Source organism: Streptomyces bacillaris (assembly GCF_003268675.1).
In the GTDB taxonomy this organism is placed as follows: domain Bacteria; phylum Actinomycetota; class Actinomycetes; order Streptomycetales; family Streptomycetaceae; genus Streptomyces; species Streptomyces bacillaris.
This window is the reverse complement of the sequence record NZ_CP029378.1, coordinates 973,926-1,000,418: the sequence shown is the minus strand read 5'-3', so window position 1 is coordinate 1,000,418 and position 26,493 is coordinate 973,926. Positions and strand designations below refer to the sequence as shown.

The 26,493-nt window shown below is 73.0% G+C and carries 24 protein-coding genes; 3 read left to right on the top strand and 21 right to left on the bottom strand.

Features of this window, described 5'->3' with window-relative positions; translation table 11 throughout:
* Nucleotides 1-115: 115 nt before the first annotated feature.
* Both DJ476_RS04185 and DJ476_RS04180 read left to right on the top strand, forming a co-directional pair.
* Entirely contained in the window at nt 116-835 is a 720-nt protein-coding gene (locus tag DJ476_RS04185; RefSeq protein ID WP_103419213.1) for a TetR family transcriptional regulator, read from the top strand.
* Between the two features lie 148 nt (nt 836-983).
* Entirely contained in the window at nt 984-1,355 is a 372-nt protein-coding gene (locus tag DJ476_RS04180) for a Zn-ribbon domain-containing OB-fold protein (protein ID WP_112489863.1), read from the top strand.
* A 94-nt stretch (nt 1,356-1,449) separates the two neighbouring features.
* On the opposite strand, the gene DJ476_RS04175 is transcribed toward DJ476_RS04180, so the two are convergent.
* The 21 genes from DJ476_RS04175 to DJ476_RS04075 form a co-directional block, all read right to left on the bottom strand.
* A complete protein-coding gene (locus DJ476_RS04175) occupies nt 1,450-2,145 on the bottom strand; it encodes a type 1 glutamine amidotransferase domain-containing protein (RefSeq protein WP_103419215.1) in 696 nt (231 codons plus the stop codon).
* 54 nt (nt 2,146-2,199) lie between these two features.
* The gene (locus tag DJ476_RS04170; RefSeq protein WP_112489862.1) at nt 2,200-3,216 is read right to left on the bottom strand and encodes an amidohydrolase family protein; all 1,017 of its coding nucleotides are present in this window, start codon (nt 3,214-3,216) and stop codon (nt 2,200-2,202) included.
* A gap of 120 nt (nt 3,217-3,336) precedes the next feature.
* Nucleotides 3,337-3,903 carry a GbsR/MarR family transcriptional regulator gene (locus DJ476_RS04165; protein WP_103419217.1) on the bottom strand — a complete coding sequence of 189 codons (567 nt, stop codon included), beginning with the start codon at nt 3,901-3,903 and terminating at the stop codon, nt 3,337-3,339.
* 15 nt (nt 3,904-3,918) lie between these two features.
* Nucleotides 3,919-4,794: an alpha/beta fold hydrolase gene (locus tag DJ476_RS04160; protein ID WP_103419218.1), complete on the bottom strand. Its 876-nt coding sequence runs from the start codon at nt 4,792-4,794 to the stop codon at nt 3,919-3,921.
* 121 nt (nt 4,795-4,915) lie between these two features.
* On the bottom strand, nt 4,916-5,818 hold the full coding sequence (locus DJ476_RS04155; RefSeq protein WP_103419219.1) for an enoyl-CoA hydratase/isomerase family protein: 903 nt from the start codon (nt 5,816-5,818) through the stop codon (nt 4,916-4,918).
* Nucleotides 5,815-7,500 carry an ATP-dependent acyl-CoA ligase gene (locus tag DJ476_RS04150; protein WP_241565637.1) on the bottom strand — a complete coding sequence of 562 codons (1,686 nt, stop codon included), beginning with the start codon at nt 7,498-7,500 and terminating at the stop codon, nt 5,815-5,817. The genes DJ476_RS04155 and DJ476_RS04150 overlap by 4 nt, the downstream gene beginning before the upstream one ends.
* Nucleotides 7,497-9,197 (bottom strand): CocE/NonD family hydrolase, encoded by a 1,701-nt coding sequence (locus DJ476_RS04145; RefSeq protein ID WP_103419220.1) that lies wholly within the window; start codon nt 9,195-9,197, stop codon nt 7,497-7,499. Before DJ476_RS04145 ends, DJ476_RS04150 begins: the two co-directional genes overlap by 4 nt.
* Nucleotides 9,197-10,015, bottom strand: a complete 819-nt coding sequence (locus tag DJ476_RS04140) for an SDR family oxidoreductase (RefSeq protein WP_112489861.1) — start codon at nt 10,013-10,015, stop codon at nt 9,197-9,199. The genes DJ476_RS04145 and DJ476_RS04140 overlap by 1 nt, the downstream gene beginning before the upstream one ends.
* The gene (locus DJ476_RS04135) at nt 10,012-11,541 is read right to left on the bottom strand and encodes an SDR family NAD(P)-dependent oxidoreductase (RefSeq protein ID WP_112489860.1); all 1,530 of its coding nucleotides are present in this window, start codon (nt 11,539-11,541) and stop codon (nt 10,012-10,014) included. Before DJ476_RS04135 ends, DJ476_RS04140 begins: the two co-directional genes overlap by 4 nt.
* Nucleotides 11,538-12,818: a beta-ketoacyl synthase gene (locus DJ476_RS04130; RefSeq protein ID WP_103419223.1), complete on the bottom strand. Its 1,281-nt coding sequence runs from the start codon at nt 12,816-12,818 to the stop codon at nt 11,538-11,540. Before DJ476_RS04130 ends, DJ476_RS04135 begins: the two co-directional genes overlap by 4 nt.
* Before the next feature lie 47 nt (nt 12,819-12,865).
* Complete coding sequence (locus tag DJ476_RS04125) at nt 12,866-14,224, bottom strand: beta-ketoacyl-[acyl-carrier-protein] synthase family protein (RefSeq protein WP_112489859.1); 1,359 nt, start codon at nt 14,222-14,224, stop codon at nt 12,866-12,868.
* Nucleotides 14,221-15,045: an SDR family NAD(P)-dependent oxidoreductase gene (locus tag DJ476_RS04120; protein WP_028418548.1), complete on the bottom strand. Its 825-nt coding sequence runs from the start codon at nt 15,043-15,045 to the stop codon at nt 14,221-14,223. Before DJ476_RS04120 ends, DJ476_RS04125 begins: the two co-directional genes overlap by 4 nt.
* Nucleotides 15,042-15,953 carry an SDR family NAD(P)-dependent oxidoreductase gene (locus DJ476_RS04115; protein ID WP_112489858.1) on the bottom strand — a complete coding sequence of 304 codons (912 nt, stop codon included), beginning with the start codon at nt 15,951-15,953 and terminating at the stop codon, nt 15,042-15,044. The genes DJ476_RS04120 and DJ476_RS04115 overlap by 4 nt, the downstream gene beginning before the upstream one ends.
* Nucleotides 15,946-16,914 (bottom strand): ketoacyl-ACP synthase III, encoded by a 969-nt coding sequence (locus DJ476_RS04110; protein WP_103419226.1) that lies wholly within the window; start codon nt 16,912-16,914, stop codon nt 15,946-15,948. The genes DJ476_RS04115 and DJ476_RS04110 overlap by 8 nt, the downstream gene beginning before the upstream one ends.
* 65 nt (nt 16,915-16,979) lie before the next feature.
* Complete coding sequence (locus DJ476_RS04105) at nt 16,980-18,026, bottom strand: ketoacyl-ACP synthase III (RefSeq protein ID WP_103419227.1); 1,047 nt, start codon at nt 18,024-18,026, stop codon at nt 16,980-16,982.
* Nucleotides 18,023-19,762, bottom strand: coding sequence for a CoA-transferase (locus DJ476_RS04100; RefSeq protein ID WP_112489857.1), 1,740 nt, complete (start codon nt 19,760-19,762; stop codon nt 18,023-18,025). The genes DJ476_RS04105 and DJ476_RS04100 overlap by 4 nt, the downstream gene beginning before the upstream one ends.
* Nucleotides 19,759-21,051 carry a beta-ketoacyl-[acyl-carrier-protein] synthase family protein gene (locus DJ476_RS04095; protein WP_112489856.1) on the bottom strand — a complete coding sequence of 431 codons (1,293 nt, stop codon included), beginning with the start codon at nt 21,049-21,051 and terminating at the stop codon, nt 19,759-19,761. The genes DJ476_RS04100 and DJ476_RS04095 overlap by 4 nt, the downstream gene beginning before the upstream one ends.
* A gap of 199 nt (nt 21,052-21,250) precedes the next feature.
* Nucleotides 21,251-22,057: an ABC transporter permease subunit gene (locus DJ476_RS04090; protein ID WP_103419230.1), complete on the bottom strand. Its 807-nt coding sequence runs from the start codon at nt 22,055-22,057 to the stop codon at nt 21,251-21,253.
* A gap of 128 nt (nt 22,058-22,185) precedes the next feature.
* Complete coding sequence (locus tag DJ476_RS04085) at nt 22,186-23,052, bottom strand: ABC transporter ATP-binding protein (RefSeq protein ID WP_112489855.1); 867 nt, start codon at nt 23,050-23,052, stop codon at nt 22,186-22,188.
* 226 nt (nt 23,053-23,278) lie between these two features.
* Nucleotides 23,279-24,136: an enoyl-CoA hydratase/isomerase family protein gene (locus DJ476_RS04080; protein ID WP_318294338.1), complete on the bottom strand. Its 858-nt coding sequence runs from the start codon at nt 24,134-24,136 to the stop codon at nt 23,279-23,281.
* Nucleotides 24,133-24,753, bottom strand: coding sequence for a response regulator transcription factor (locus tag DJ476_RS04075; RefSeq protein ID WP_070201027.1), 621 nt, complete (start codon nt 24,751-24,753; stop codon nt 24,133-24,135). The genes DJ476_RS04080 and DJ476_RS04075 overlap by 4 nt, the downstream gene beginning before the upstream one ends.
* Nucleotides 24,754-25,555: 802 nt before the next feature.
* Here DJ476_RS04075 and DJ476_RS04070 point away from each other — a divergent pair.
* Entirely contained in the window at nt 25,556-26,401 is an 846-nt protein-coding gene (locus tag DJ476_RS04070; RefSeq protein ID WP_103419232.1) for an inositol monophosphatase family protein, read from the top strand.
* The last annotated feature ends 92 nt before the right edge of the window (nt 26,402-26,493 follow it).

The window sequence follows — 26,493 nt, the reverse complement described above, 5'->3', positions numbered from 1 at the left end:
GGGTAACCTTATGGTACTCAGTACCCTCTGTAAAGGTACCCAGTGCCAAAACCCTCCCTCCGATGCTACGTTTCGCCGCATGAGCGAGGCGCGCGGACCCGAGAAGAAGGCACCCATGCGGGAGGTGCTGGCGCAGGCGGCCTTCCAGCTCTTCCTGGAGCGGGGCTTCGAGCGGACGACGGTCGACGACATCGTGGCGCGGGCCGGGGTGGGGCGGCGGTCCTTCTTCCGGTACTTCCCCTCCAAGGAGGACGTGGTCTTCCCGGACCATGAGCGCTGTCTCGCGGAGATGACGGAGTTCCTCGCCGCCGTGGGCGACGAGGATCCGGTGGGCGCGGTGTGCGACGCGGCGCGGATCGTGCTGCGGATGTACGCGGCCGACCCCGAGTTCTCCGTACAGCGCTACCGGCTCACCCGGGAGGTGCCGGGGCTGCGGACGTACGAACTCTCCGTGGTGCGCCGCTACGAGCAGACGCTCGCCGGTCACCTCCGGGGGCGCTTCGGCACGGACCGGGACGGGGAGCTGCGGGCCGAGGTGATCGCCGCCTCCGTGGTCGCCGCGCACAACAACGGGCTGCGGCTGTGGCTGCGTTCGGGCGGGGCGGGCGACCCCGAGGCGGCCGTGGACCATGCGCTCGATCTCGTACGGGGAGTGTGGGAGCAGCCCGCCGGGCCCTCGCCCGCCCGGGAGAAACAGGCCCTGCCGGCGACGGCCGGGGCGTCCGGTGTCACCGCCGGGTCCGGGGGCAGCGAGGTCATCGTCATGGTCGCGGCCAAAGGGACTCCGATGTGGCGGGTCGTGCAGCAGATCGAGGCGGCCGTCGGGGAGGGCTGAGCGCCCGCCCCCCGCGAAAACTCGGTAATAATCGGCACTCAGTGCCTTTACGTGTCGGCACTCAGTGCCATATGGTGCGGACGCGCCGTCAGCCAGGTGCGGCGCGTCCGAGTCGAGCGCAGGGGGTCGATCCGTGTCTCAGGCAGGAATGGGCACCGTCCAGAAGGCGCACGAGGAGTGCGGCCTCTCCTACAACCGCTGCCGCTGGTGCGGCACCGCCTCCTTCCGGCGGCTGCTGTGCCCGGTGTGCGCGTCGAGCGAACTGGAGCCGGAACGCACCACCGGCCACGGCGTGGTCGTACGGACCGCCGTGGTCCACCGCTACACCGAGGCGGCCCGGAACGAGTCCCTGGTCCGCTTCCCCGAGGGTTTCGTCTTCCGCTGCCAGGTCGTCGGGGCCGCGCCGCAGATGGTCACGGTCGGCGCCCGCGTGAAGCCCCTGGCCGGTGAGGAGCCGGAGTCGTCGGGGGCGGTCGTCCTGGAACTCTGCGAGCCGCCCGTCCAGCGGGACTGGGTCTGACCCGACACGGAGAACGCCCGCGCTCCCGCCCGCGTACGGAGACGGCCCGTCCACCGGACCGGTCGGGGCGGGCGGGAGCGGTACGGCGCCTCGCTCAGCCGATCCGCCTGAGCAGCTCCTCCGCCAGCGGGGCGGCGGAGGCCGGGTTCTGGCCGGTCACCAGGTTCCGGTCGGTGATCACGAACGGCGCCCAGGGCTCGCCCTCCTGGAAGTCCGTGCCCAGCGCCACCAGCCGGTCCTGGAGCAGCCACTTCGCCTTGTCCGCGAAGCCCGCCCGGTCCTCCTCGGTGTTGGTGAAGCCGGTGAGGCGGTAGCCCGCGAACGCGTTGACGCCGTCGGGGCCCGTGGCGGCCAGCAGCGCTGCCGGGGCGTGGCAGACCACGCCGAGCGGCCTGCCCGAGGCCAGGGTCTCGGTGAGCAGCCGCCCGGAGGCCGGGTCCGCCGACAGGTCCTCCATCGGGCCGTGGCCGCCCGGGTAGAAGACCGCGTCGTACGCCTCCGGGTCCACGTCCTCCAGCGCGACCGGCCGCCGCAGCTCCTCGAACGCCTCCAGCCCGGCCGCCACCTTGTCCGCGCCCTCCTGGCCGCCGTTGACATCGGGGGCCAGACTGGCGCGGTCCACGGTGGGGACGACGCCGCCGGGCGTCGCGACGACCACCTCGTGTCCGGCGCCGGTGAAGATCTGGTACGGGGTCACGGCCTCCTCGGCCCAGAAGCCCGTCGGGTGGGCCGTGCCGTCGGCCAGGGTCCAGTGGTCCGCGCCGGTCACTACGAAAAGGATCTTTGCCATGTCGTACGTCTCCGTCGGTCGGGGGTGGCTTACCCGGCCGACGGTAGGCCCGCCTCAGCCCCGGTGCGGCCCCGCCGCGCGGGCCATCAGGGCCTCCGCGTTGCCCGAGAGCCAGGCGGTGGTCACCTCGGCGGGCAGGGCGAGCCCGGCCAGTTCGTCGGCCAGGGAGGCGGTCGGGGCCGGGTTGACCCAGGTCGAGGTGCCGAACAGGACCCGGTCGCGGGCCAGGCCCCGGGCGTGGTGCAGCAGCGGCTCCCACCCCGAGCCGGGCTTCGCCATGTGCCGGGGCCGGTGCGAGGAGAACTCCAGATAGACCCCCGGGTGCCGGGCGGCGGTGAGCAGGGTCTCCTGCACATCCGGCCAGCCCGCATGGCCCGCGACGAGCAGCAGCTCGCGGTGGCGGGCCGCCAGGGTCTCGACCGTACGCCAGCTGCCCAGGCCGCTGGGGTGGCTGCGGGCGAAGTGGTGGCCGGTGTGCAGCCAGACCGGCAGCCGGGCCCCGGCCGCCGCGTCCCAGACCGGGGCGAAGCGCGGATCGGCCGGGTCGGTGCCGTCCAGGAAGGGGATCACGCACAGCCCGGTCGCGCCCGCCGCGAGGGAACGTTCCAGCTCGTCGAGGGCGGCGGCCGGGTCGCGCAGTGAGAGCCCGGCCCAGACGTGGACCCGGTCGCGGACGTCCCGGGTGGTCTCCAGCAGCCACTCGTTGACGGTACGGCCGTCCGGCAGCCGCTCCGCCGACCCCATCGCGAACTCGCCCGTCACCCCCTGCCGTCGCCGGTCCGCGAGGTACGCGTCCAGGTCGAAGGGCGGTCGGCCGGGCGGCAGGAGCACATCGACCGCGTCCTGCCAGCGGACGGCCAGCGCGTCGCGGTACGTGGCGTGGTCGGCGCCGAAGTAGCGGCAGAAGGAGGCGGAGAAGACGTCCAGGTACTCGGGCGCGTTCTCGCCCAGCCGGTGCAGATAGACCCGCCAGCCCGCGTCGTCGTACAGCAGTGCGCAGGCGTCCACGACCGGCGGACGGACCGGGAGATCGGGGGCGATGGCGGACGGCGTTCTCACGGGCACGTTCACGGTCACTCCGTCGGAAGAGGTACGGCCGGGGCGTCGCGAACCGACCGCGTAGGGCGCCGGGTTGTCGAGCGGTTCGGACCGGGCCCAGAGGTGGGGTCCGGGCCTGGGGCTTCGGGCGGTTCAGGAGGCGGCGCGCCGGGCCTCCCAGTCGGCCACCAGCGCCTCGGTCTGCTCCACGAACCCGCTGAACAGGTCGGCGAGCGAGGCCAGCCGGTCCCGGGCCTCGCCGCGCGCCACCGGGATGCCCGAGCTGAGCGTCTGGGTGAACTTGCGCATATGGGCGTTGTTCACCAGCAGCAGGTGCTGGAGGTCGCCCACCGCCTCGTAGTCGATCCGCCGGCTGCCGGGCCTGGTGGAGCGCCGTACGAGGGTCCACGACTCCAACTGCCGTGCCGCCACGCTGAGTCCGCTCTTCGCCTGGCCCAGCTCGCGGGTCATGGTGTCCAGGTCCACCGGCTTGTTGCGCAGCAGGAGGTAGCCGAAGAGGCGCCCGGTGGCCTGCGGCAGCCCCCAGCGCTCCATCAGGGAACCCATCTCGCTGATGAAGGCGGCCTCCGCGTCGCTGAACCCGTCGGGGCCGGGGACCGGGGAGAGGTCGGCGCCGGAGGAAGCGTCGGTGGCCGGGGAGGACTCGGCGGCCGGGGAGGCGTCGGCGTCGGCTTCGGGGGTGATCTCGTGGTCAGTCATGGTCTCGCTGGGTTCTCAGGCCTTCAGGAAGGCGACGGTCAGCCGGTTGACCTCGTCGGGACGGTCGAGATTGGCGACGTGTCCGGCGCCGGGGATGACATGGAACTCGCTGTTCGGATCGCGTTCGCTCCACCGTTCCATGGCGGAGCGGATGTTACCCGTGCCGTCGCGTTCACCGCAGATCAGAAGCTCGCGCTGCTCGACACGGTAGCCGGGTGAGGGGGCGGCCGTGCGGGTCATGCCGTCCCAGGTGGTGAGGAAGGAGCGCCGCCCGTTGGCCACGAAGGCCTCACGCAGATACTCCTGGGCCGCCGGGTCCTCCGCCGAGGACCGGGCCATCCACCGGCTCAGCCGCCGGTAGGGCATCAGCCGCATGAGGGTGCGCGAGAGCGCCAGCCGCCGCCGCTCGCCCCGCGTGATGGGCAGGGTGTTGGAGGTGGAGCCGATCACGACGAGCGCGGCGACCTCGTCGGGCCTCCGGCGCAGATACTCCTGCGCGATGTTGCCGCCCATCGACTGGCCCAGCAGCACCACGGGTCTGCGCACCTCGGCCGCGTCCAGCAGCGCCGCCAGGTCCTCGGCCGCGTAGCCGGTCCGGAAGCGGCCCGTGGTGGAGGCGGACGCGCCGTGGTAGCGCACGTCCCAGCGCAGGGTGCGGTAGCCCGCGCCGACCAGCGCCGGGATCTGCGGGTCGAACATGCGGTGGTCGGCCCCGGCGCCATGGGTGAGCGCGACGGCCGGGCGGTCGGCGGCCCCGGCGGTCCAGTAGTGCAGCCGGGCGCCGGAGACATCGAGGCTGTGGGCGCTCTCCTCGACCGGGGCGGGGGAGGAGGCGGACGGGGGACGGGGCGGCGGGGCCGCCGGAGGTCGCTGCCGCGGTGCTTCGTTCATCAGAATCAGAATACTCTTTTCATCGCGACGGCGAAGGGAGCGCGCCGGTCCCTCCGGTGCCGGTGAGTAGGTCCCCCGCCCCCGGTGAGCCGGTTGCTCACACCCCCCGTGAGCCGGTCGCTCAGCCCCCGGTGAACCGCGGCGGACGCTTCTCCGCGAACGCCGCCATCCCCTCCCGGGCGTCGGCCACCGTGGCGTGCGTCTTCAGGTGGTACGCGTCTTGAAGGCGCAGCCCGTACTCCGCGGGCTGCCCCCAGCTCCGCTCCCGCAGCTCCTTGAACAACCCCACCGAAGCGGTCGGCAGCGCGGCGAACCGGCCCGCCAGCTCGGCCAGTTCGCGGTCGAACTCCTCCGGTTCGCAGAGCCGGTCGAAGAGGCCGAGCCGCACCGCCTCGTCCCCCGACACCATCCGCCCGGTCAGATAGATTTCCGTGGCCCGCGCAGGACCGGTCAGCCGGGACATCAGGACCACGTTCCCCACATGCCCCACCCCGGCCAGGCAGCTGCCGATCGAGGCCCGGGTGGAGGCCAGCCGGAAGTCGGCCGCGCAGGCGATCTCCGCGCCCGCACCCGCCGCCGCCCCGGTCAGCCCCGCGATCACCGGCTTCGGCAGATGCAGGATCGCCTCGCAGACCCGCAGATAGTGGGCGTCCGAGGTGATCGGGTCGAAGGGGGTGTCCACCCGGTCGCCCAGCCGCCACCGCCGTACGCTCTCGACGTCGTCCCCCGCGCAGAACGCCCCGCCGCTCCCGGTGATCACGACCGTACGGACCCCGGGGTCGTCGCCCGCGCTCATCAGGCCGAGCAGCAGATGGCGGGAGAGCGTCAGATCGAGGCTGTTGCGGCGGCGGGGCCGGTCCAACGTCAGCGTGGCGACCCCGCCGTCCAGCGAGGCACGGAGCGGTACGTCCTCCTTGCCGTCCACCCGGTCCGCGAAGTCCGCGAACGACTCCGTGGCCGCCCCCGCCCACTCGTGCCCGGGACCTCGGCCCGGGGCCGCCGGATCCGCTTCCTGGTTGCTCATACGATCTTCTCCCTGCGTATCCGGATGCCTGCCGCCTCGCGGTCCCATGTCCCCGCCACCACACCCTCGGCGCGCAGCGTGTGCTTGGTCGGCTTTCCGGTCGGTGTCTTCGGCAGCTCGGGCAGCACCCTGATGTAGCGCGGCAGCATGAAGTGGGCCAGCCGCCCCCGCAGGAACTCCAGCAGCTCCGCCGGGTCGACCGGTGCGCCCGGATCGCGGTCCGCCACCACGAGCAGCACCTCGTCCTCGCCCTCGTCGCCGGGGACGGCCACCGCGGCCGCCTCCAGCACCCCGGGATGGGCCAACGCCTGGGCCTCCACCTCGAACGAGGAGATGTTCTCGCCGCGCCTGCGGATGGCGTCCTTCTTCCGGTCCACGAAGACCAGCCCGCCGTCCGGGGCCCGCCGGAACGTGTCCCCGGTGTGGAACCAGCCGTTGCGCCAGACGGCGGCGGTCTCGGCGGGCCGCCCGAGGTAGCCGCTGAGGAACGACCACGGCCGCTCGGCCCGCAGCACCAGCTCGCCCGCCTCGCCGTCCGGCACCTCCCGGTCGTGATCGTCCACGATCCGGGCGGCGATGCCCGGCCTCGGCTCCCCGCAGTGCATCGGGACGCCCGGGTGGTGGTCGGGGGCCGAGAGCACCGGGCAGGAGACCTCGGTCATGTTGAACAGCGCCCGGGCCGACACCCCGAACCGCTTGGCGAACTCCGTCGCCCCCTCGGTGAACGGGATGACATAGGCCGCCCGCAGCGGATGCCCGGTGTCCTGCGGCAGCGGCGGCTGCTTGAGCAGATAGGTCGCCATCACCCCGAGCAGCGTGCACAGGGTCGTCCCCGTGCGCCGGATCAGCGGCCAGAACTCGCTGGTGGTGAAGGCCGGGACGACCGTCACCGAACCGCCGTGCACGAGCATCCCGTACGCGCCGATCGTGCCGCCCGCGTGGAACAGCGGCAGTTGCAGCAGATAGCGGTCCTCGGGTCCGGCCATCCCGTGGAAGGCGGCGGTGCAGCTGCTGTAGAGGTGGGCGTAGGAGGAGACAACGCCCTTGGACGGACCGGTCGTTCCCGAGGTGTAGATGACGGTCTGCGGGTCCCACGGCTGCGGAGCCGGTACGGGCTCCGTGAACTCCGCCTGTCCACCGCGCAGTCCGGTCTCCACCCGGAAGCGTACGGAGAGCCGTGCGGCCAGCGCCTCGACCTCGTCGGCCGTGTCCTCGGGGCCCGCGAGCAGCACCACCGTACGTACGGCCCCGACCTCGTCCGGACCGTACGGCTCCTCCAGGCGGGCCGCCAGCGAGGGCCGGCAGACCAGCACCTCGGCCCCGCTGTCCGCGATCACCTGGCGCAGGATCGCGCCCCGGTAGGCGATGTTGAGGGGGACGAGCACGGCCCCGGCCGCGTTGACCCCGTACCAGACGCGCAGCGCGTCCGGCCCGTTCGGCAGCCAGCTCAGCACGAGCTGCCCCGGCGTGACCCCGAGCGACTGGAGCGCGGCGGCGGTCTCCTCGGTCTCCCGGAGGGTCCGCTCGTACGTCCAGAGTTCACCGTCCGGCATCAGCGCGTACGGCGCCCGGGGCGTGGCGGCGGCCCGCCGTCTGAGCAGGGGGCCCAGGACGCACTGCTCGGCGGTCGGTACGGCGGCGGAGGCCGGGTCGAGTATGTCCAGGTCCAGGCCGTCGCTCACCGGGCCTCCCCGGCGTCCGGCGCGGGCAGGGTCTGGAGGCGGAGCACGCTCGCGTACGGGCCGCCGTACCAGACCGACTGCCGTGCGGGGCAGCAGCGGTCCGCCTCTCCGATCGGCCCCGGAACGTTGGGATGACGGTCCAGATGCGGGAAGTTGCTGCTGGTGACGTGGACCCGCAGCCGGTGGCCGGGGGCGAAGCGCCACGCGGTGTCCCCGAGCAGCAGATCGGCATCGAACGGCTCGTCCGCCGGGCCGTCCCCCTCCGCCTCCAGCCGCAGGCTCGCCTCGGCCACCAGCAGGGAACGCCCGTCCGGATGGACGTCGGTGAGCTTGGCGACCACGGCGGTGGCGGGCGCGTCCGAACCGAAGCGGAGCCGCAGCCGCTGTCGGCCGACCACGTCCAGCGGCGCGGTGAGCGGCTCGGAGGTGTAGCAGAGCACGTCCGGCCTGGCCTCCAGATGCGACTGGTCGTGCGGACCCGCCACCAGTCGGCCGAGCTGGAGCACCCGGCCGCCGTGCGAGGGCACCGGGTCCTCGGGGTCGTACGTGAACGTGTCCTGCGAAGCCGGGAGTTGGGGCGCCTCGGGCAGCAGGCGGCCGTCCCCGTCCCCTCCCGCCAGATACCAGGACGCGTCGACGGCCTCGGGCGGCGGCCAGGTGGCGGCCCGGTGCCAGGTGTCGTCGCCGAAGAGGAAGTACCGTACGTCCCCGCCCAGTTCCTGGTCCGCGCCCTCCCCGGCCGGTCGCAGGTGGCGGTCGAAGAAGTCCAGGTGCAGATCGGCCAGCCGGGCGCCCTGCGCCGAGCCGTACAGACCCGTGTTCACCTCGCCCTGCACCTGCGGCAGTTGGCCGGAGTGCACCCACGGCCCCATCACCAGCTCGTGCCGTCCGGCCACCGGGTCCTGGGCGCGCATCGCCCGGTGCAGCTCGATCGTGCCGTACGAGAACACGTCGTACCACCCGCCCACCGAGAACGTCGGCACCCCCACCTCGCCCAGGTGGTAGTCGGCCACCGTCGCGACCCGGCCCGCGAAGATGTCCCGCAGCCGCCCCGGGAACCCCTCGAAGTCGAGGATCGACGACAACGGCCAGCGGCGCAGCGGCACTTCAGGGGTCGTGAGCAGCTGGACGACTTCCGCCACGACCGCCCCGTCCACCGGATCGCCCGCCGCAGCCCGGCGCTGCACCCACTCCAGCGCCGTCAGACCGAGCCAGCTCGTGAGGTGGTCCAGCCGCAGCGAACCGCCCAACTGCTCGGTGTCGAACGGGGCCGAGGTGGACATGGTGGGTGCGATGGCCCGCAGGTGCGGTGGCTTCTCCATGGCGGCCAGCCACTGCACGATGGCCTGGTAGGAGGTGCCCGCCATGGCCACGTTCCCGTCGCACCAAGGCTGTTCGGCGGTCCACTCGACGGTGTCGTACCCGTCCGGTCCCTCCCGCGACCAGTCCAGCGGCGCCCACGCGCCCTCCGAGGAGAACCGGCCCCGGGTGTCCTGCACCACCGCCGCGTACCCCCGGTCCACGCACTGCGCCGGGGTCAACGTGGCAAGACCCAGGGCGGACTTGCCGTACGGGGTGCGGAAGAGCACGGCCGGTGCGGGCGGCCCGTCGGCGGGGCGCCAGACATCGGCCCGCAGGACCGTCCCGTCGCGCATCTCCACCGGCACGTCGTGCTCGATGAGGGTGGTCCTGCCCATCAGCGGCTCTCCTTGGCGATCGGTCCGGCGCTCCCGGCGCGGGCCCGGGTCAGATGGCGGGTCATGGCGTCACCGGCGGCGGCCCGGCTCGCCGTGGGCTCGACGCGGACCAGCGGGCCCACGCTCATCCGGGCCGGACGGTCCAGCAGCCACGCGACGGTGTCCGCGATGTCCTCCGCGTCCAGCACCTCGTCCTCGGGGACACCGAGATCGGCGGGGCGGGCCGCGAGCCGGGTGGCGACCCAGCCCGGGGCGACGGTCGCCGCGCGGATGCCCAGGTCCCGGTTCTCCTCGTGCACCAGCTCGGTCAGCCGCTCCACGGCGTGCTTGCTGACGCCGTAGCCACCGCTGCCCGGCACCACCTCCGAGCCCACGCCCGAACCGATGTTCACGATCCAGCCATGGCGCCGCTCCCGCATCCCGGGCAGCACCTCGCGCGCCAGCAGGAACGGCACGGTGAGGTTCACCCGCACCTGCCGCTCCCAGTGCCGCTCCTCGGTCTCATGGATCGCGGCCAGCCGGATGGCGCCGGCGCTGCACACCAGCACCCCGACCGGGCCCAGCGCGGCGGCGGTGGCGGCCACCGCCTCGGCGGGGGCGCCCGGCTCCGCCAGGTCCAGGGCCAGTGGGAGCGCTGTCCCCCCGCCCGTACGGATCGACTCCGCGACCTCCTTCAGCTCCGCCTCCCGCCGCCCGACCAGCGACACGGCGTGTCCGCGTGCGGCCAGCCGGCGGGCGACGGCGGCACCGATCCCGGAGGAGGCCCCGGCGACGAGGGCGGCGGCCGGGAGGCCGGTGGTCTCCGCGGCCGAGTTCACTGGGCTGCCCCCTCGAACGGCTCCGGGAACCCCGGCCGCAGCGGCGCCACGTCCCCCAGTCCGAAGCCGCCGTCCACGCGCAGCACCGCCCCCGTCACCCGGGCGGCCGAGCCGCTCAGCAGATGGCCGAGGACCGACGCCACCTCGGGCGGCCGTCCGACCCGCCCGGCGGGGATCCGGCTGATCCAGCCGCGCCGGTGCTCGGGTCCGGCCGCGTCGCCCATCGGGGTCTCGATGATGCCGGGGGCCACGCAGTTGGCGCGGATGCCGTGGCGGGCCACCGAGACCGCGAGGCAGCGGATGTACTGGGCCATCGCGGCCTTGCTCGCCCCGTAGTACTCCAGCCCCGCCACCGGGCTGAGCGTTGAGCTGACCGAGGAGACACCGACCACCGCGCCCGGGATCCTCTCCTCCCGCCAGCGTGCCGTCAGATACTCGGTGACGGCGACGAAACTGTGCAGGTTCACCGCGAAGGTCCGGGCGGCCGACGCCGGGTCGCCGCCCACCGCGCTGAAGCCCAGGTGCCCGGCCGCGTACAGCAGCGTCGTGACCCCGTCGGCCGCCTTCCAGGCGCGTTCGCCCAGCGTCGCGGCGTCCTCGGGGTCCGAGAGGTCGCAGCGCAGGGTCCAGGCCTGCCGGCCCAGCGCCTCGATCTCGGCAGCGACCTCCTCCAGCGCCTGCGTCCGCCGGGCGGCCAGGACCACATCGGCCCCGCGCCCGGCCAGGTGCAGGGCGGCGGACCGGCCGATGCCGCTGCTGGCCCCCGCCACCAGGACGGTGTGGCCCAGCAGGTCCTGGCCGGTGACCGGCTCAAACTGCTGTGGTTCCTGAGGGGCGTTGGGGCGCGGGGCGGCGGCAGGCGGCGGCCCGGCGGGCAGGGAGGGGATCTGGCCGAGCCCCGCGCCCCCGTCCACCGGGACCGTCTCGCCGACGAGGTACGAGCACCCTTCGGAGACCAGGAACGCGACCGTGGCCGCCACATCGGCCGCCGTGGTGGGACGGCGCTGCACGAGATAGCGGAGCAGCCCCGCCTCGGCCGCCTCGGGGAGGCGGTGGCCCAGGTCGGGGGAGTAGCCGGTGACCACGGTGTTGCCGGTGACCCCGTACGCGGCGACCTCGGTGACCAGGTGCTGCCACCAGGCCCGGTCGGCGGCGAGCCGGGCGTGCCGGTCGGGGTCGGTCCCGGTGTGCGTCTCGCCCGTCGCGTCGGTGACCAGGACGAGCCGGCCCCGGCCCGCTGCCGCCATCGCCAGGGCGGCTTCCCGGATCCGCTCGCGGTCCAGGCCCGCCGTGGGCTCGGCCCCGTACGCCTCGTTGCCGAGCAGCAGGGCGCAGTACGCGACGGGGGCGGCGGCGCCGGTGCCCGGGGCCTCCGGCGTGAGGCCGAGTGCGCCGAGCGCCTCCGAGAGGGCGGCGCCCCCGGACCCCGGTGCGTCGACCGTGACGCGGGTGCTGATCGGTGCCCGCAGCGGGTCCCGCTCCCCGGCCGTCCCGGGCCGGGGAGCGGTGCTGTGAACGTGGGTCATGGCAAGTCGCCGCCTTCGTATTCGATGACCATGCTCGTCGCGTCGCCGCCCGCCCCGGAGGCGAGCACCAGCGCACTGTCGCCGCCGGTCGCCGTGCCGCCCGCGAGCACCGGGTCGCCCGGCAGACCGGCGTACGGGACAAGGGTGTTGGCGCTCGGCGCGATATGGCCGTGGCGCAGCATGAGGAGGCTGCCGAGGAGTTTGACCAGGCCGCCGGTCCCGGCGACATGACCGAAGACCGCCTCCTGGTTGGTGAGTTGCAGCTCGCCGTCGTACGAGGCCGCCTCCCGTACACCCGCCAGCGCCTGGCAGAGGTGGTCCTCGACGAACCGGTTGCCGTCCGCGTAGTCGTTGACGAACGCCAGGTCCCCGAGGCCGCGCCCGGCCGACGCGAGGGTGGCCAGGACGTCGCCCACCACGTTGGAGGGCGGGCCGGTGGCCACGGTGGAGGGGCCGTTGGAGCGCGAGGTGCGGAAGTGGGCCCGGTGCAGCAGACCCGGGCGCTCCCCGGTGGCCGCCGGGTCCTCCAGGACGACGGCGAGCGCGCCCTCTCCGGTGGCGTTGCCGGTCTGGATCTCGTCGTGCGGCCGGATGTCGGTGGGGTTGTCGGAGAGCGAGGAGGCCCGGTAGCCGCTGCGCCCGGTGTGGCTGGTGCCCGCGATGAAGACCGGGTCGACGGTGGTGTCGACGCCGACGACGATCGCCCGGTCGATGTCCCCGCACCGGAACATCTGCTGGACGAGGTGGAGCGTGCGCAGCGCCACGTTGCAGGAGCCCGCCACGCTCAGGGTCTGGCAGGGGAGTTGGAGGCCGGAGGCGACGGTGCCCACCACGCTGGGCGGGGTGCCGTTGAGCCAGTACTCCATGCCGAGGGCGGCCATTCCCTTGTCCCGGGCCAGGGCGTAGTAGCGCTCGGTCTCCGGGAAGGCGAACTGGAGCGAGCAGGCGACCAGCGCGGTCCGCTCCGGATCGAGGTCGGCGGCGGTCAGCCCCGCCTGCACCAGGGCCCGGTGCACCGCCCCGGTGGCCATCAGCCCGGCCCGCGAGGAGCGGCGGATCTGCCGCTCGGACAGGGGCAGTTCGGTCTCCGGGTCCCAGCCGTCGACCGTTCCGGCCAGCCGGAGGGGGAGTTCGGGGTGGGCGTACGGGGAGAGGCAGCTCGCCCCGTCGCGGACCACCCGCCAGAAGGTGTCCAGGTCGGTGCAGGCGCGGCGGTCCGGGCCGGGCAGGACGAACCCGGCACCGGAGAGCCGCAGCAGGGGGATCTCAGCGGGCATCACGACCGCCCCTCACGGAGAGAGGGCGGACGGTGGCCGCCGTCGGTTCAGCAGACATCGCCACCGCCCAGCAGCAGCGCGCTGTTGACCCCGCCCACCTGGTAGTTGAAGCTCAGCGCCCGATCGAAGTCCAGCGCCCGGGTCTTGGTGCCCGGCACGGGGTCGAACGTGCAGACGGGGGAAGGGGTTTCGCAGTTGGCGGTGGGGCAGACCTCGCCCTCGCGCATCATCATCAGCGTCAGCGCCGTGCCCAGATTGCCGAGCGGCGCCCCGCTGTGGCCGAAGCAGGCCTCCTGCGAACTCACCAGCACCTGCTCCGACTTCTCGCCCCACAGGGCCCGTACGGCGTTGGACTCGATCCGGGTGAAGAGCGCGTCGCCCTCGCCGCCCCCGTTGACGTACGGGATCCGCTCCAGCGTGGTGTGACCGCCCAGCGCCCGGCGGGCCGCCTCGGCGAGGCCCGTACCGCCGGTGTCGATGGCGACCGCGCTGTTGAGCCCGCCCCGGGTGGTGGCCTGGCCGAGGATCGCGCCGTGGACGCGGGCGCCGCGCGCGGAGGCGTGGGCGCGGCTCTCCAGGACGAGGGTCACCGAGCCGTCGCCGTAGTTCATGCAGTCGCCCGCCGCGTCGTACGGGCGCATCGGCCGGTCGTGCCGGGGTGCGGCCGGCGGGTCGTCGTTGTGCCGTACGGTCACGCCCTCGCGCTCCACGACCTCCCGCAACCGGTGGCCGTGCAGCACGCGTTCGGTGTCGAAGCGGTCCACCCCGGTGACCACGACCAGGTCGCTCTGGCCGGAGGCGATCATCATGCGGGCGATGCCGAGCAGCACCGAGGAGGAGGCGCAGCCGCAGCTCACCGTGTAGTTGGCACCGGTCGAGCCGAGCAACGCGGCTTGGACCGGGCCGACATCGCTCGACGTGCCCGCCACCAGCAGCCGTACGAAAAGGGACTTGGCGTCCGCCGGGCTGATCGTCGCCGGGTCGGCGTCGTGCCAGGCGCGGTAGCTGTCGTAGTTGCTGTCCACCCCCGCACGGGCGGTCAGCACGTCCGCCCCTCTCAACTCGCCCGCCCGGTGGTCGAGTCCGGCGTCCGCGCAGGCCTCGGCCAGCGAGATCAGCCCATAGAGGTGGACATCGGCGTAGCTGCGCAGATAGCGCGCCGGCATCTCCGGCAGCAGCTCCGCGAACGCCTCCCGGGCCCCGCGTACGGTCCCGTGGTGGAAGCCGTCCCGCCCCACGTGGCTGGTCCCGGTGGCGGCGGTCGCCCAGACCTCATCGGCCCGGCGTACCGGCTCGTCGCCCGCGCCGGGCAGGCAGAAGCCCATCCCGGTGACCAGGGCGTCCCGGGGACCGGGGGCCCACGCACCGTACTGCCCGCCCGCAGGGCTCCCGTACTCCCCGCTCACAGAGCCCCCGCGTCCACGTTGACGGCCTGGCCGGTCATCCCGCCGGAGAGATCGGAGAGCAGGAAGAGCACCTGGGCGGCGATCTCCTCGGGGCGGACCAGCCGGCGCAGGATCGTCGAGTTGACCGCGCGCTTGAGGTACCGCTCCCAGGTGAGGTCCGGGGGGCCGTGGTGCTTGGCGATGGCGGCCATGAACGGGTCGCCGTACCGTTCGCCGTCCGTGGCCGCCGGGGAGTCGGTGAGCCCGGGGCAGACCGCGTTGACCCGCACACCGAACGCGCCCAGCTCCGACGCGAGCGCCTGCGTCATCCCGTTGAGACCGAACTTCGAGGCGCAGTAGGAGGTGTTGGCGGGCAGACCGCGCTTCCCGGCGATGGAGGAGACCATCACGATGTTGCCCTCGCGGCGCTCCATCATCCCCGGCACGATCGCCCGGGCCACCCGGAAGGCGCCCAGCAGATTGATGTCGAGGGTGGCCATCCACTGGTCCTCGTCCTGGTCGCACAGGAACGCCTGGTTGCGGGCCTCGCCCGCGCAGTGGACCAGCCGGTCGATCGGGCCGAGCAGCTCCTCGGCCTCGCGGACGGAGGCACGTACGCTCTCGGCGTCGGTGAGGTCGCCGGGGACCGCGACCGCCCGTCCGCCGTCCGCCTCGATCCGCTCGGCCAGCAGCCGCAGCTCCTTCTCGCTGCGGGCCATCAGCGCCACGCGTGAGCCGTGGGCGGCGAGCATCGTCGCCAGGACGGCCCCGATCCCGCTGCTGGCGCCGGTCAGAAAAGTGGTCCTGCCTTCGAGCAGGGTGGGGGCGAAGCCGCTGGTCATGCTGTGTTCTCCGCTTTCTCGGGGAGGTCCGCGCTCGCGGCTGTCGTACGGGCTCCGGGAGCCCGGTCGTCCCGGGGCAGGACGCGGGCGGGCAGTCCGCCCGCGTCGACCTCCAGCACGGTGCCGGTCACCGAGGGGTTGTCGGCGGCGAAGGCGACCGCCTGCGCCACATCGCTCTCGTCGCACCAGCGGCGCAGCGGCACATGACGCCGCAGGTCGGTCATGTACGCGGCGTGCCGTTCGCTCGCCGCTGACCGGCGGCGCAGTGCCTCGCCGTCGATGACCCCGGGCGCCACCGCGCTCACCCGGATGCCGTACTCGCCCAGCTCCACCGCCCAGGTGCGGGTCAGCGCCTCCACCCCGGACTTGGCCGCGCAGTACGCCGACTGCCCGTACGCGCCGTGGCGGACGGTGGAGGAGATGTTGACGATGGCCCCGGGCGTCCCGGCGGCCAGCATCGCCTGGGCGGCGTGGCGGCCGACCAGGAAGGTGCCGGTGAGCAGGGAGGACACCACCCGCTGGAAGTCCTCCAGCGGGTGCGGGGAGAGCAGCGGCGGCCCGCCGGGCTGCTCCTTGACGCTCACCAGGCGGCGGGAGAAGTTGTTGCCCGCGTTGTTGACGCAGAGCCCGAGCGGCGGGGCGTCCTCGGCCAGCCGCTCGAACAGGGCGGCCACCGAACCCTCGTCGGTGACGTCCGCCCGTACGGCGTGGAGCACCAGCCCGTCGTCGGCCGCCGCCTTCACGGCCGCGTCCAGGCTCTCCGTGTCGCGTCCGCAGATCACGGTGTGCCAGCCGACGGCGGCGAGATGGCGGGCGATGGCCGTGCCGAGGCCCCGGCTGCCGCCGGTGACCAGAGCGGTGCCACGAACAGATGGGTAGGGAAGGGCATGTGACGACTGATCAGACACGGAAGAGCAGCCCCCCGTAGTACCAGCCCGAGCCGACCGTCGGTGTGTAGCAGAGGTCCCCGGTCTTGAGCCGGCCGTCGCGCGACATCTCGGAGAGCACGATCGGCACCGAGGCGCTGCCGGTGTTGGCCACCGTCTCGTAGTTGGTGATGAAGCGCTCCTCCGGGATGGAGAGGCGTTCCCGTACGGCCGTGTGGAGCTGGCCCGTGCCGGGGTGCGGGACCACCCAGTCGATCTCGTCCATCTTGGTGCCCGAGCGGGCCAGCATCCGCCGGGCCAGGTCGGCGTGCGAGTCGGCCGCGATGGAGACCAGCTCACGACTGCTCTTGATCCAGCCGTTGGGCGGGTACACGGTGACCGTCTCCCGGCCCGAGCCGTCGCTGATCAGCAGCGAGTCCCACAGCCCCGCGTCCGGCTCGGCCCCGCGCGACAGCACCGCCGCACCGGCCGCGTCGCCCACGATCAGCTCGCCCTTGCTGCCGGGCCGCACCCGGCGCGAGAACCGCTCGCTGGAGACGACCAGCGCGTGGCGCCAGGTGGTGTGCGCCCCGAAGAGCGCCGCCGCCGTCTGCACCCCGTGCACGAACCCCGTACAGGCACCGCACACATCGAAGGCGAGCGCCCGGTCCGCGCCCAGCAGATGCGCCGCGTGCGGGCCCCACTCGGGGACGAACTGGCGGTCCGTCCAGTTGCTGAAGACCAGCAGGTCCACCTCGTCGGCGCCCACACCCGCCTGTTCCAGCGCCGCCCGGGCGGCGCGGACCCCCATGTACGCGGGGGTCTCCTCCTCGTCCGCCACATGCCGGCTGCGGACGTCCAGCCGCCCGATGACGGCCTCGTCCACCGCGTTGCCCGCGGGGTCGTCGGCGGTCTCGTTCTCGACCAGGAGGCGTGGGTAGTAGTGCCCGAATCCGGACAGGCGCAGTCCGCTCTCGCGCCACAGGGAGGTCTCGTCGTGCATCTCTCGTCTTCCCGTACTCGACGGTGGTCGCCGGGGGCCGCCCGGCACATCAGGACTGGCCGGGCTCACGGAATCCGCAGGAGCATCGCGCCCCAGCTGAAGCCGCGGCCGATGCCGATCGTGGCGACGAGATCGCCCGAGCGGATCTTCCCGGCTCGGATGTTCTCGGAGAGGCAGCTGGGGATGGAGACGCTGGAGGTGTTGCCGCGCTCCTGGATGTTGGTGAGGAGCTTCTCGCGGGGGATCGCCAGCGTTGCGCACACCTGGTTGATCATGTTCAGGTTGCCCTGGTGCGGCACGAACCAGTCGATGTCGTCCACCGTCAGCCCGTTGCGCTCCAGGATCTCCCGGCCCACGTGAGAGAGCAGCTTCGGGCCGACCGCGCCCACCTCCCGGCCGCGCATCAGCATCTTGTCGTTGTCGTCGATGTCGAACGCGTCGAAGTACGAGCCGTCCGCGTGCAGCGCCACGTCCAGCAGCCCGCGCTCCTCGGTCTCCGCCGACCAGACGGCCGCCGCCGCGCCCGCGCCGAAGAGCGCCGAGTAGCGGTAGTCGAAGTTCAGGATCGGCCGCGGGTTCTCCGCGCAGACCACCAGCGCGTTGCGCATCCCGAGCGCCGGGAGCATCGCGGCCGCGGTGGCGGTGCCGTACATGAACCCGGCGCAGGCCACCGAGGTGACGTCGAAGCAGGTCGCGTGGCGCAGCCCCACCTGCTTCTGGAGCGGCAGCGAGATGTCCATGTAGTTGTTGGTCGCGCTGGAGGGGTTGGTACGCGGCCGGGTGGTGGAGGTGGTCCCGATCACGAGGTCGATGTCGTCCGGGCCCAGCCCGGCGGCTTCCAGGGCCTGGTCCACCGCCTTGGCCGCCATCTCCACCGCGCGCTCCTTCTCGTCGGCCGGCCAGTGGCGGCTGACGATCCCGGTGTTCTCGCGGATCCAGGCGTCGTCGATGCCGAGCGCCTCGATCTGCTCGAAGTGGGCGTTGGTGACCGGGGCACCCGGGAAGTAGTGGCCGATCCCGGCGAGCCGCACGGGGGCGATCGCGGTGGGCGGCAGCGGGCGGAGGTGGGCGGTGGCCGGGTCGGGGACCGTGCCAGTGGTGGTGCTCGTCATCGGTAGCAGCCTTCCGGGTCCATGGTGCGCAGCAGGGCCAGTTCTTCGGTGGTGACGGCCTTCTCGTCGGTCAGGAACCGGTCGACGCCCACGTCCCAGCCGGTCAGTTCGCGTACGGCGGCCTCCGGCCCGTCGGGGAGGTCCTCCGGGGTACGGCCCCGGCCCGCCACCGGCGGGAGCCAGCTCGTCAGCTCGAAGGCCGCACCCGGCCCCGTACGGGCGAAGCGCCCGAACTGGCTGACTACGTCCCGGACATGGAGTCCCGGGCTGGTCAGGTGGGTGAGCCGGGGGACGTACCGGCGGGGCGAGGCGACCGCGATCACCACACAGTCCACGGAGGAGGCGATGTCGTTGGCCCCGCCGGAGCCGGTGATCCAGCGGCCGTCGGGCAGCAGCGTGGTGTTGATGTTGGCGTCCGGGTCGATCTCGGCCGCCGACAGCACCCCCAGGCAGCGGGGGTTGGCGGCGACCGCCCCGCCCAGCGTCTCCGCGACCCCGGTGAGCATCTGCGAACGCTCGGCGTGCCGCTGGCTGAAGAGGAAGACGTCACCGGCCTCGGGGTCCATCGACTGGAGCCCCAGCTCGGCGGCGACCTGCACCTGGATGCCGTCGCGGGCCAGCAGCCGGGCCGCCAGCCACGCCGACATGTGCGAGGTGCCGATCCCGGCGAGCAGCGTGTCGTAGCCGCGCTCCCGGACCAGCTCCGCGACCGTCCGGGCGCCGAGCACGATCAGCTGCTCCTGCTCGGTGGGGGCGGTGGAGACGTCGGCGGGGGCCTGCGGAGCGCGGGGGGTGTCCGAGGGGAACACCAGCGAGGCCCGCCGCCGCTCGCCCAGCCGCTCCAGATACTCGGCGTGGCTTCCCACCCCGCCGACCCACTCCTCGTACCAGGCGGCGGCCGTCCGCGGGTCCTTGCAGGCGGACACGATGTCGGTGAGGAACGCGTAGTCGTCCACGTAGCCGTCGATCCCGGCCAGTTGGCCGGTGCGCAGGGACTGCGGGTGGGCGCCGAGCGGGGCCTCGCAGAGGCCGAGGACCCGGGCGGCGGGGATGACCACCCGGTCCGGCATGGCCGCGATCACCTCGTCGTCGACGATCGCCTCCACCGAGGCCAGCACGCCCTCGGTCGCCGCGTACGCGGCCCAGGCGCCCTCGCCCAGCGGCGGGACGGCCACCACATTGCCGCGCCGGTCGGCGCAGACACCGTGGAAGAGGGTGAAGCGCGGGCGCAGCGGGGCGAGGAGGGTGACCGACCGCCCGGGCTCCTCGGGGTGGGCCACCAGATGGAGGCTGCCCTCCTTGCCGTGGCGCAGATCGGTCTCCGCGAGCATCGACCCGGTGGTGGCGAAGGGCTGGCCGAGGGCGGCCGCCATCAGCCGCTGGGTGTAGCTGAGCAGCGACCACATCTCGATCTCGAACGGCTTCCCGTCGGCGAGTTCGCGGTAGAGGCGGTTGGGGCGCGGCGAGGGGAAGGTGTCCCCGACGAAGCCGGTGATCACCTTGCGTACGGCCCCGGAGAGGGCGAGCGCGTGGGCGCTGGAGTGCACGGCGGTGGTGCTCACGGTGAGGCTCTGACTCCCGGCGAAGGCCCGGCACACCGCGTTGAGCAGGGCGTTGGGCCGGGACATCGTGGCCGCCGCGTGCACATGGTCGCCCTCGCGGACGAAGCGGCGCACCAACTCGTCGGGTCCGGCGGCCAGATGAGGGGTTGAGGGGCGTACGGGGGCTGTGGTCATGCGTGCTCCAGGGCCATGACGGAGGTCTGCGAGCCGAAGGCGAAGGACAGCGAGACCGCGAGGTCGAACTCGGCGTTGCGCGGCCCCTCGGCCACGTGGTCGTAGTCGCACTCGGGGTCCGGCGTACGGTGGTTGGCGGTCGGGGCCAGCCGCTGGTGGTGGAGCATCAGCGAGGTGGCGGCGACGTTGATGATCCCGGCCATGCCGAACGTGTGGCCGTAGATCGGCTTGTTGGAGCCGTGCGGCGGCAGGTCGGCGTCGTCGTGGCGCGGCAGCAGCCGGCGCAGGGCCCGGCTCTCCGCGATGTCGTTGTACCGGGTGGCGGTGCCGTGGCCGCAGACGTAACCGATCTCCTCGGGCTTGCGCCCGGCGTCGTCGAGCACCCCGGCGACGACCGATGCTGTGACGTCTCCGACCAGGTCCATGCTGGTGGCGTGGTGGGCCTCGTTGAGGGCGCGGTGGCCCAGGATCCGCGCGTAGATCCGCGCACCGCGCTCCCGGGCGTGGGACTCCCGCTCCAAGCAGAGCGTCATGGCGCCCTCGCCCAGGGCGAAGCCGCGCCGGTCCCGGTCGTAGGGGCGTACGGCGGTGGCCGGATCATCGCTCTCCGGCGAGAGCACCCCGTCACCGAGCGCCAGATAGCAGCGGGCGACCTCGGGGACGACCGGGAACTCGTGGCCCCCGGCGAGGACCACGTCGGCGCTGCCGGAGCGCAGCTCGCGCAGGGCGAGACCGATCGCGTGGTGGCCGCCGACACAGGCGCTGCTGATCGTCGTGACCAGGCCCTTCGCGCCGACGTCGATGGCGGACAGGGTGGCCGGGCAGCCCGCGAGCCCCCGGAACATGGCCGTCGCCTTGCCTCCGTACGGGTTCGACTCCGGGGCCGCCGTGATGGTCTCGGTCCACCAGGAGAGCGGGCCGCGGGAGGAGGACTGGACGATGCTCAGCCGCTCCGGCGCGATGTCGCTCCGCTCGATTCCGGCGTCCGCGAGCGCGTCGCGGACGGCGGACATGGTCGCCAGGATGTCGCGGCTGTACTTCTCGGCGTGCGCCGGGAGGAGGTCCGGCAGCCGGGCCGCGGTGTCGAACCCGCCGAGCTGCGCGGCCGCGTGGACGGGCAGGCCTGCGGCGGCGAAGGCGGGCTTCTCCAACCGGCTCACCTGTGAGGTTCCGGTGGAGACATGGCTCCAGAAGGTCTGGACATCGGGAGTACCGGGCAGTACACACCCGATGCCGGTCAGCACGATGGGGTCGGAAGGGTCCGGGGGATGGGCTCGGCTGCTGTCCATGGACCGAAGCTAGCGGCCTCTACATGAGCCTCGATATGGCCGTCAAGTACTCATGCAAGCCCTATTTGGTGACCGTTGGTACTCGATTTTCGGCCGTGTACGTCAACATTGCGCCGCCGCAACAGAAAGCGGCCCGGTACCTCCGAAGGAAGGTGCCGGGCCGCCTTTTGATGGACAATCAATAGAAAGTGATGGCGCGTCAGGCGTTCTTGATGTCCCGTCGGTCCACGGCGTACGTACCGGCCGCGACCACCACGACGGAGACGGCCACCAGCAGCGCGACCCCGCCCCACGGCACACCGTTGAGGAGCGGGTCGCTGCCGAGCGCCCACTCCCACGGCGAGATGTTCGCCAGCGGCTCCAGGGCGTCGGACATCGGCGCGATGCCGTGCAGCAGATAGCCGACGACGAGCACGCCCGCCGCCACGCCCAGGGCCGGGCCGCGCCCGAGGCCGAAGCCGACGATGGCGTACGCGATCCCCGCGTGCAGCACGGCCAGCAGGGCGACGGTCAGCGTCACCGCCGCCACCCCGCCGCCGGAGACGTCCATGTCGAAGGAGACGACCGAGCCGTACACCGTCAGCCAGACGAGCACGCTGGTGAGTGCGAGACCGAAGGTCACGCAGAGGAAGCGGATCAGGAAGACCTGGCGGCGGGCGACCGGCAGGGCGAGCAGCAGCTCAAGCCGTCCGGCCTCCTCGTCGCCGCCGGTCAGCGCGGCGGTGGCGGTCACGGCCATCAGGCCGAGGAGGAGGGGGAGGAGGACCGCGTAGAGGTTGCCCTTCAGATAGCCGGTCGCGCTGGCGATCTGGTCGACGCCGAGCGCCGAGGCCAGCTCCGGCGAGAGGCCGGTGGAGAAGTCCTCCAGGGCGCCGGAGCTCTCCATCGAGGGCCAGGCGCCGACGACGGAGAGGGCGAGCAGGACCAGCGCGGCCGACCAGGCGACGAGGGTGCGCTTCTGGATCTGTACTCCGCGCCGGAAGATCTCCGAGCTGGGCGATGACATGTGTTTCCCTTCCGGCCGGCCCCTGGGGCGGCCTTGATCACTGAGGCCCGTCGCGGGCCGGGGCGGGGCGGCGGATCGGGGCCGTACGCCCCCGGCCTGCGCTCGTCACCGCACGGGGTCGGCGGTCGTCACCGCACCGGGTCGGCGGCCGGGGAGGGCTCTTCGGCCGCGGCGCTCCGGCTGCCGGGGACGTCCTGCTGGTAGTACTCCAGGAACGCCTCCTCCAGGTCCGGTTCGGGCGCGGTGAGCGTCGTGATCCGGTGGCCCGCCAGGAACTTGACCAGCGCGTCGGGCGAACCGGCCCAGGCGAGGGAGACCTCCTGGCCCTCCGGCAGCCGCTGCTCCACCTTCGACGCGCCCTCCAGGGCGGCCAGCGCGGCGAGCGGGACCTCCTCGCCCTCCGCGAAGGTGATGTGGAAGCGCTGCGCGGCCTGCCGGCGCAGCTCCTGCGTCGGCCCGGAGGCGGCGAGCCTGCCGCCCTGGAGCACCGCCACCAGGTCGGCGACCCGCTCCACCTCGGAGAGGATGTGCGAGGAGAGCAGCACGCTCTGCCCGTTGGCGCGGGCCTCCTCGGTGGTGGAGAGGAACACCTGCTGCATCAACGGGTCGAGCCCGTTGGTCGGTTCGTCCAGGATCAGCAGCTCCGGCCGGGCCATGAAGGCGCCGACCAGACCGACCTTGCGGCGGTTGCCGGTGGAGAGGCCGCGCACCTTGCGGGACGGGTCGACGCCGAACCGCTGGACCAGCTCGTCCCGGTAGGCGGTGTCGGTCAGCCCGCGCAGCCGGCCCCAGGAGTCCAGGGTCTGCCCGATGGTGAGGCGCTCGTCCAGCCGGAGTTCGCCGGGGAGATAGCCGATGCGGCGGCGGACCTCGGGGTCGGTCGGGTCCTGGCCCAGCACCCGCACCTGGCCGGAGGTGGGCCGGGAGAGGCCCACGAGCATCCGGATCGTGGTGCTCTTGCCCGCTCCGTTGGGGCCCAGGTATCCGTAGATCACGCCCGGGGGACCGTCAGGTTCAGCCGGCTCAGCGCGGTGAAGTCACCGAACTTCTTGGTGACATCAGTACATTCGATGAGAGGGGTCACGTCTCTTCTGCTCTCTCTCCTCTGCGCCGGCGTCTGCCGTACGGCGCGCCCAGCATGTTCCCTGCGTGCATGTTCACTGATTACTGAATCTGATCAACAACCCTAGCGGCAGCAGCTCACCTGCTGCAACGAACCGCTCACCTCCCGTGGCCCGAAACGCCCCGGTCGCCGGGGTGTGAAGTCCCCTGGTCCGTGGGTGCGGAGGGGCCCCGGCTCGCGGCGGAGGCGGCCTGCCACCAGTAGCCGTTCTCCACGCCGAGCGCCGCCGTGCGGTCCAGGTGGCCGGAGTCCCGCAGCAGCCGCACCCCCGCCGCCAGCAGCGCCGGATCGCCCTCCGCCACCGCCGTCGCCAGCGCCCGGGCCTCGGTGAGCGCCCCGCCGTCCGGAACCGTACGCTCCACCGCGCCCAGCCGGGCCAGCTCGTCCGCCCGCACCCGCTCGCCGGGGATCAGCAGCATCCGCGCGGCCACCCCGCGCCCCGCCCGCCGCACCAGCGAGTGGACCGCCCCGCCGCCCGGCACGGCCCCCACGCCCAGCTCCGGAAGGCCGAAGAGCGCCCCCTCGCCGGCCACCACCAGGTCGCAGGCCAGGGCCAGTTCGAGCCCGCCGCCCAGCGCGTACCCCTCCACGGCCGCCACCACGGGGAAGGGTGCCTCGTGCAACGCCGCGAACACGGTGCGGAAATGGCCCCGCCGCACCGCCCGGCGCGACAGATCCCGCCAGTCGGGCTCCCGGGTGTCCGCGCCGCTGGAGAAGGTCCCACCGGCCCCGGTGACCACCAGCGCCCCCGGCGACTCCTTGCCAGGATCCGTCAACTGCCTTAATTGATTGGCAAGTTGCTCCAACATCGCGGTGGACATCGCATTGCGGCGATGTGGCCGGTCCAGGGTGAGGGTGACCACCCGCCCCTCACGCTCCACCAGCAAAGGACTTTCCGCCATTCCGGCCACCGTCTCCTCCCGCGTCGCACGGTTCATCCGCAGGGCCTCGGTCATCCGCAGGGCCTCAGCATCCGGAACAGCTCCTTGCGCCCGGACACGCCCACCTTGTGGAAGACCCGGCTCGCGTAGTTCTTCACGGTCTGCTGGGTGAGGCAGAGTTCCTGGGCGATCTCCTCGTTGGAGCGGCGGCGGAGCAGCAGGCCGAGAATCTCCTCCTCGCGCCCGCTCAGCTTCCACTGCCCGCCCGCGTCGGCACGCGGCGCGACGGGTGTGCGCTCGGGCTCGTCGGCCCCCAGATGCCAGAAGCTGCGCCCGCTCAGCACGTCGTGCAGCCCCTTGACGATGGACTCCGGCGGACACGACTCGTGCACGAACCCGGCGGCCCCGCCCCGGATGCAGTCCACCACGCTGCGCGGGGTGTTGTCCCTGCTGTAGAGGATGACCCGGGTGCCGCTCCAGTGCGCCAGGTTGCCGCGCACCCCCTGCCACTGCTCGTACTCCACCAACGCGACGTCCGGCCGGCGCCCGGGGAGGCTGCCGAGGGCGGTCGGGTGCGGGGACCCGCCCAGGACGGTGACGCCCGGATCGCCCCGGAACAGGTCGAGAATCGCCTTGCGTATCAAAGGTGACGAGTGCAGGACCAGCAGTCCGCATCTCCCCTTCTCTGCCATACCAGAACCCCTCGTGCTCCAACGGCGGCGGCCGACACCGCAGTACTGTTCGGCATGTTGTGAATATGGTGAATCGCGTGGTCGGGGCGCGCCTTCCCCGCCGGGCGGATTCCACTCCCGGTGTGGGGCCGGGAAGACGGAAAGCGGAGTCGCACACCTTTCGACGCGTGACGGCATTACTGTCCGGTCGCCGCCGTATATTCAAGCGTCATGCATTTTCCGTGCGGCAGGCACTACTGCCGCACGGATACCCCCTGCGATAATCCCTGTGGGAATGGGATTACTTGTTCTGGACGCTTCCGTTCCGTGGTCGGTTCCACTGTCGCGGCCCTCTGATGCCAGGTATCGGTGCGCACGTTAAGACTCTGTGACATCCGTGGGAACAGTGGGCCCGGGCTGGGTGCACGACCGCACGGCGGTCGGTACCGGCCCGGATCGCGGTGGCGCGGTCGGGAAGTCCGCAGGGCCGCGTCGGCGCTGCCGTGGTGCTGTAACCCCGAGAGGTCAGCTGGCTGCGGCACGGTTTCCCCCCTGGTTGCGCGTTCCAGCCTGACGGCCGCTCGGGCCGTGCGGGGTGGACCATTGCGCGAGCTACGGCCCCGAATCCAGGCCCACACTAACCGGAGGTCCTCCACTTGTCACGCTGCGGATTTCGCCGGTGCCAGGAATATGCGGAGGGAATTGACGCAGCATTTGTTCCTGGTCGTATTTTGCGGGCTCTGTCGGGCATCCGACCGTGCGCCGGAGATGTCCGGTTCACCCCGGGGGCCGGGGCACCGGGGGTGCGTGCTTAGCTGGAGCCATGATCGATGACTTCCTGTACGGGACCGCCGGGCACACCGGACCGACGGCCGAGGTCGAGGCGGCCGTACGCGCCGCCGCGGCGGCCGAGATCCTGCCCCGCCACCGGAAGCTCGCCGCCCACGAGATCATCGAGAAGAGCGGCCCGCACGACCTGGTCACCGCCGCGGACCGGCTCGCCGAGGAACACCTCACCGCCGCCCTCACCAAGCTGCTGCCCGGCTCGGTCGTCGTCGGCGAGGAGTCCGTCCACGCGGACCCCGGGCTCTACGACGCGCTCGGCGGCGACGCCCCCGTCTGGATCGTCGACCCGGTCGACGGCACCCGCCAGTTCGTCCGCGGCGAGGCCGGGTTCTGCACCCTGGTCGCCCTCGCCCACCACGGCGAGGTCCACGCCTCCTGGACCTACGCACCGGTCCTGGGCGAGATGGCCGTCGCCGTACGCGGCCGGGGCGCCACCCTGAACGGCACGCCGATACGCTCCGGCGCACCCGCCCCCGGCGCCGTGCTGAACGTGGCCATGTCGCACCCCGACTACACCACCGAGGACCAGAAGCGGGCCCTGCTCGGCCTGCGCACCGAGGGCATCGCGGCCCGCCCCTGCGGCTCGGCCGGGCTCGAATACCTCGCCGTCGCCCGTGGCGCCCAGGACGCCACCGCCTTCAACTGGGAGTACGCCTGGGACCACGCGGCCGGACTGCTCCTGGTCACCGAGGCGGGCGGCGCCCAGTCGACCCTGTCCGGCGCCCCGTTCCGGATCGCGGGCGGCAACGACCTGCCGTTCACGGCGGGCCGCGACGAGCCCACCGTCCAGCGCGTCCTGGCCGCACTGCGCGCGGGCGGCTGACGGGGCGGCGGGGACGACGGCTGGGGCCATGCCCCGTCCGCACCCGATGGGCTCGCACCCGTCCGCACCCGTCCGTACCCGGGCAGGCTCGC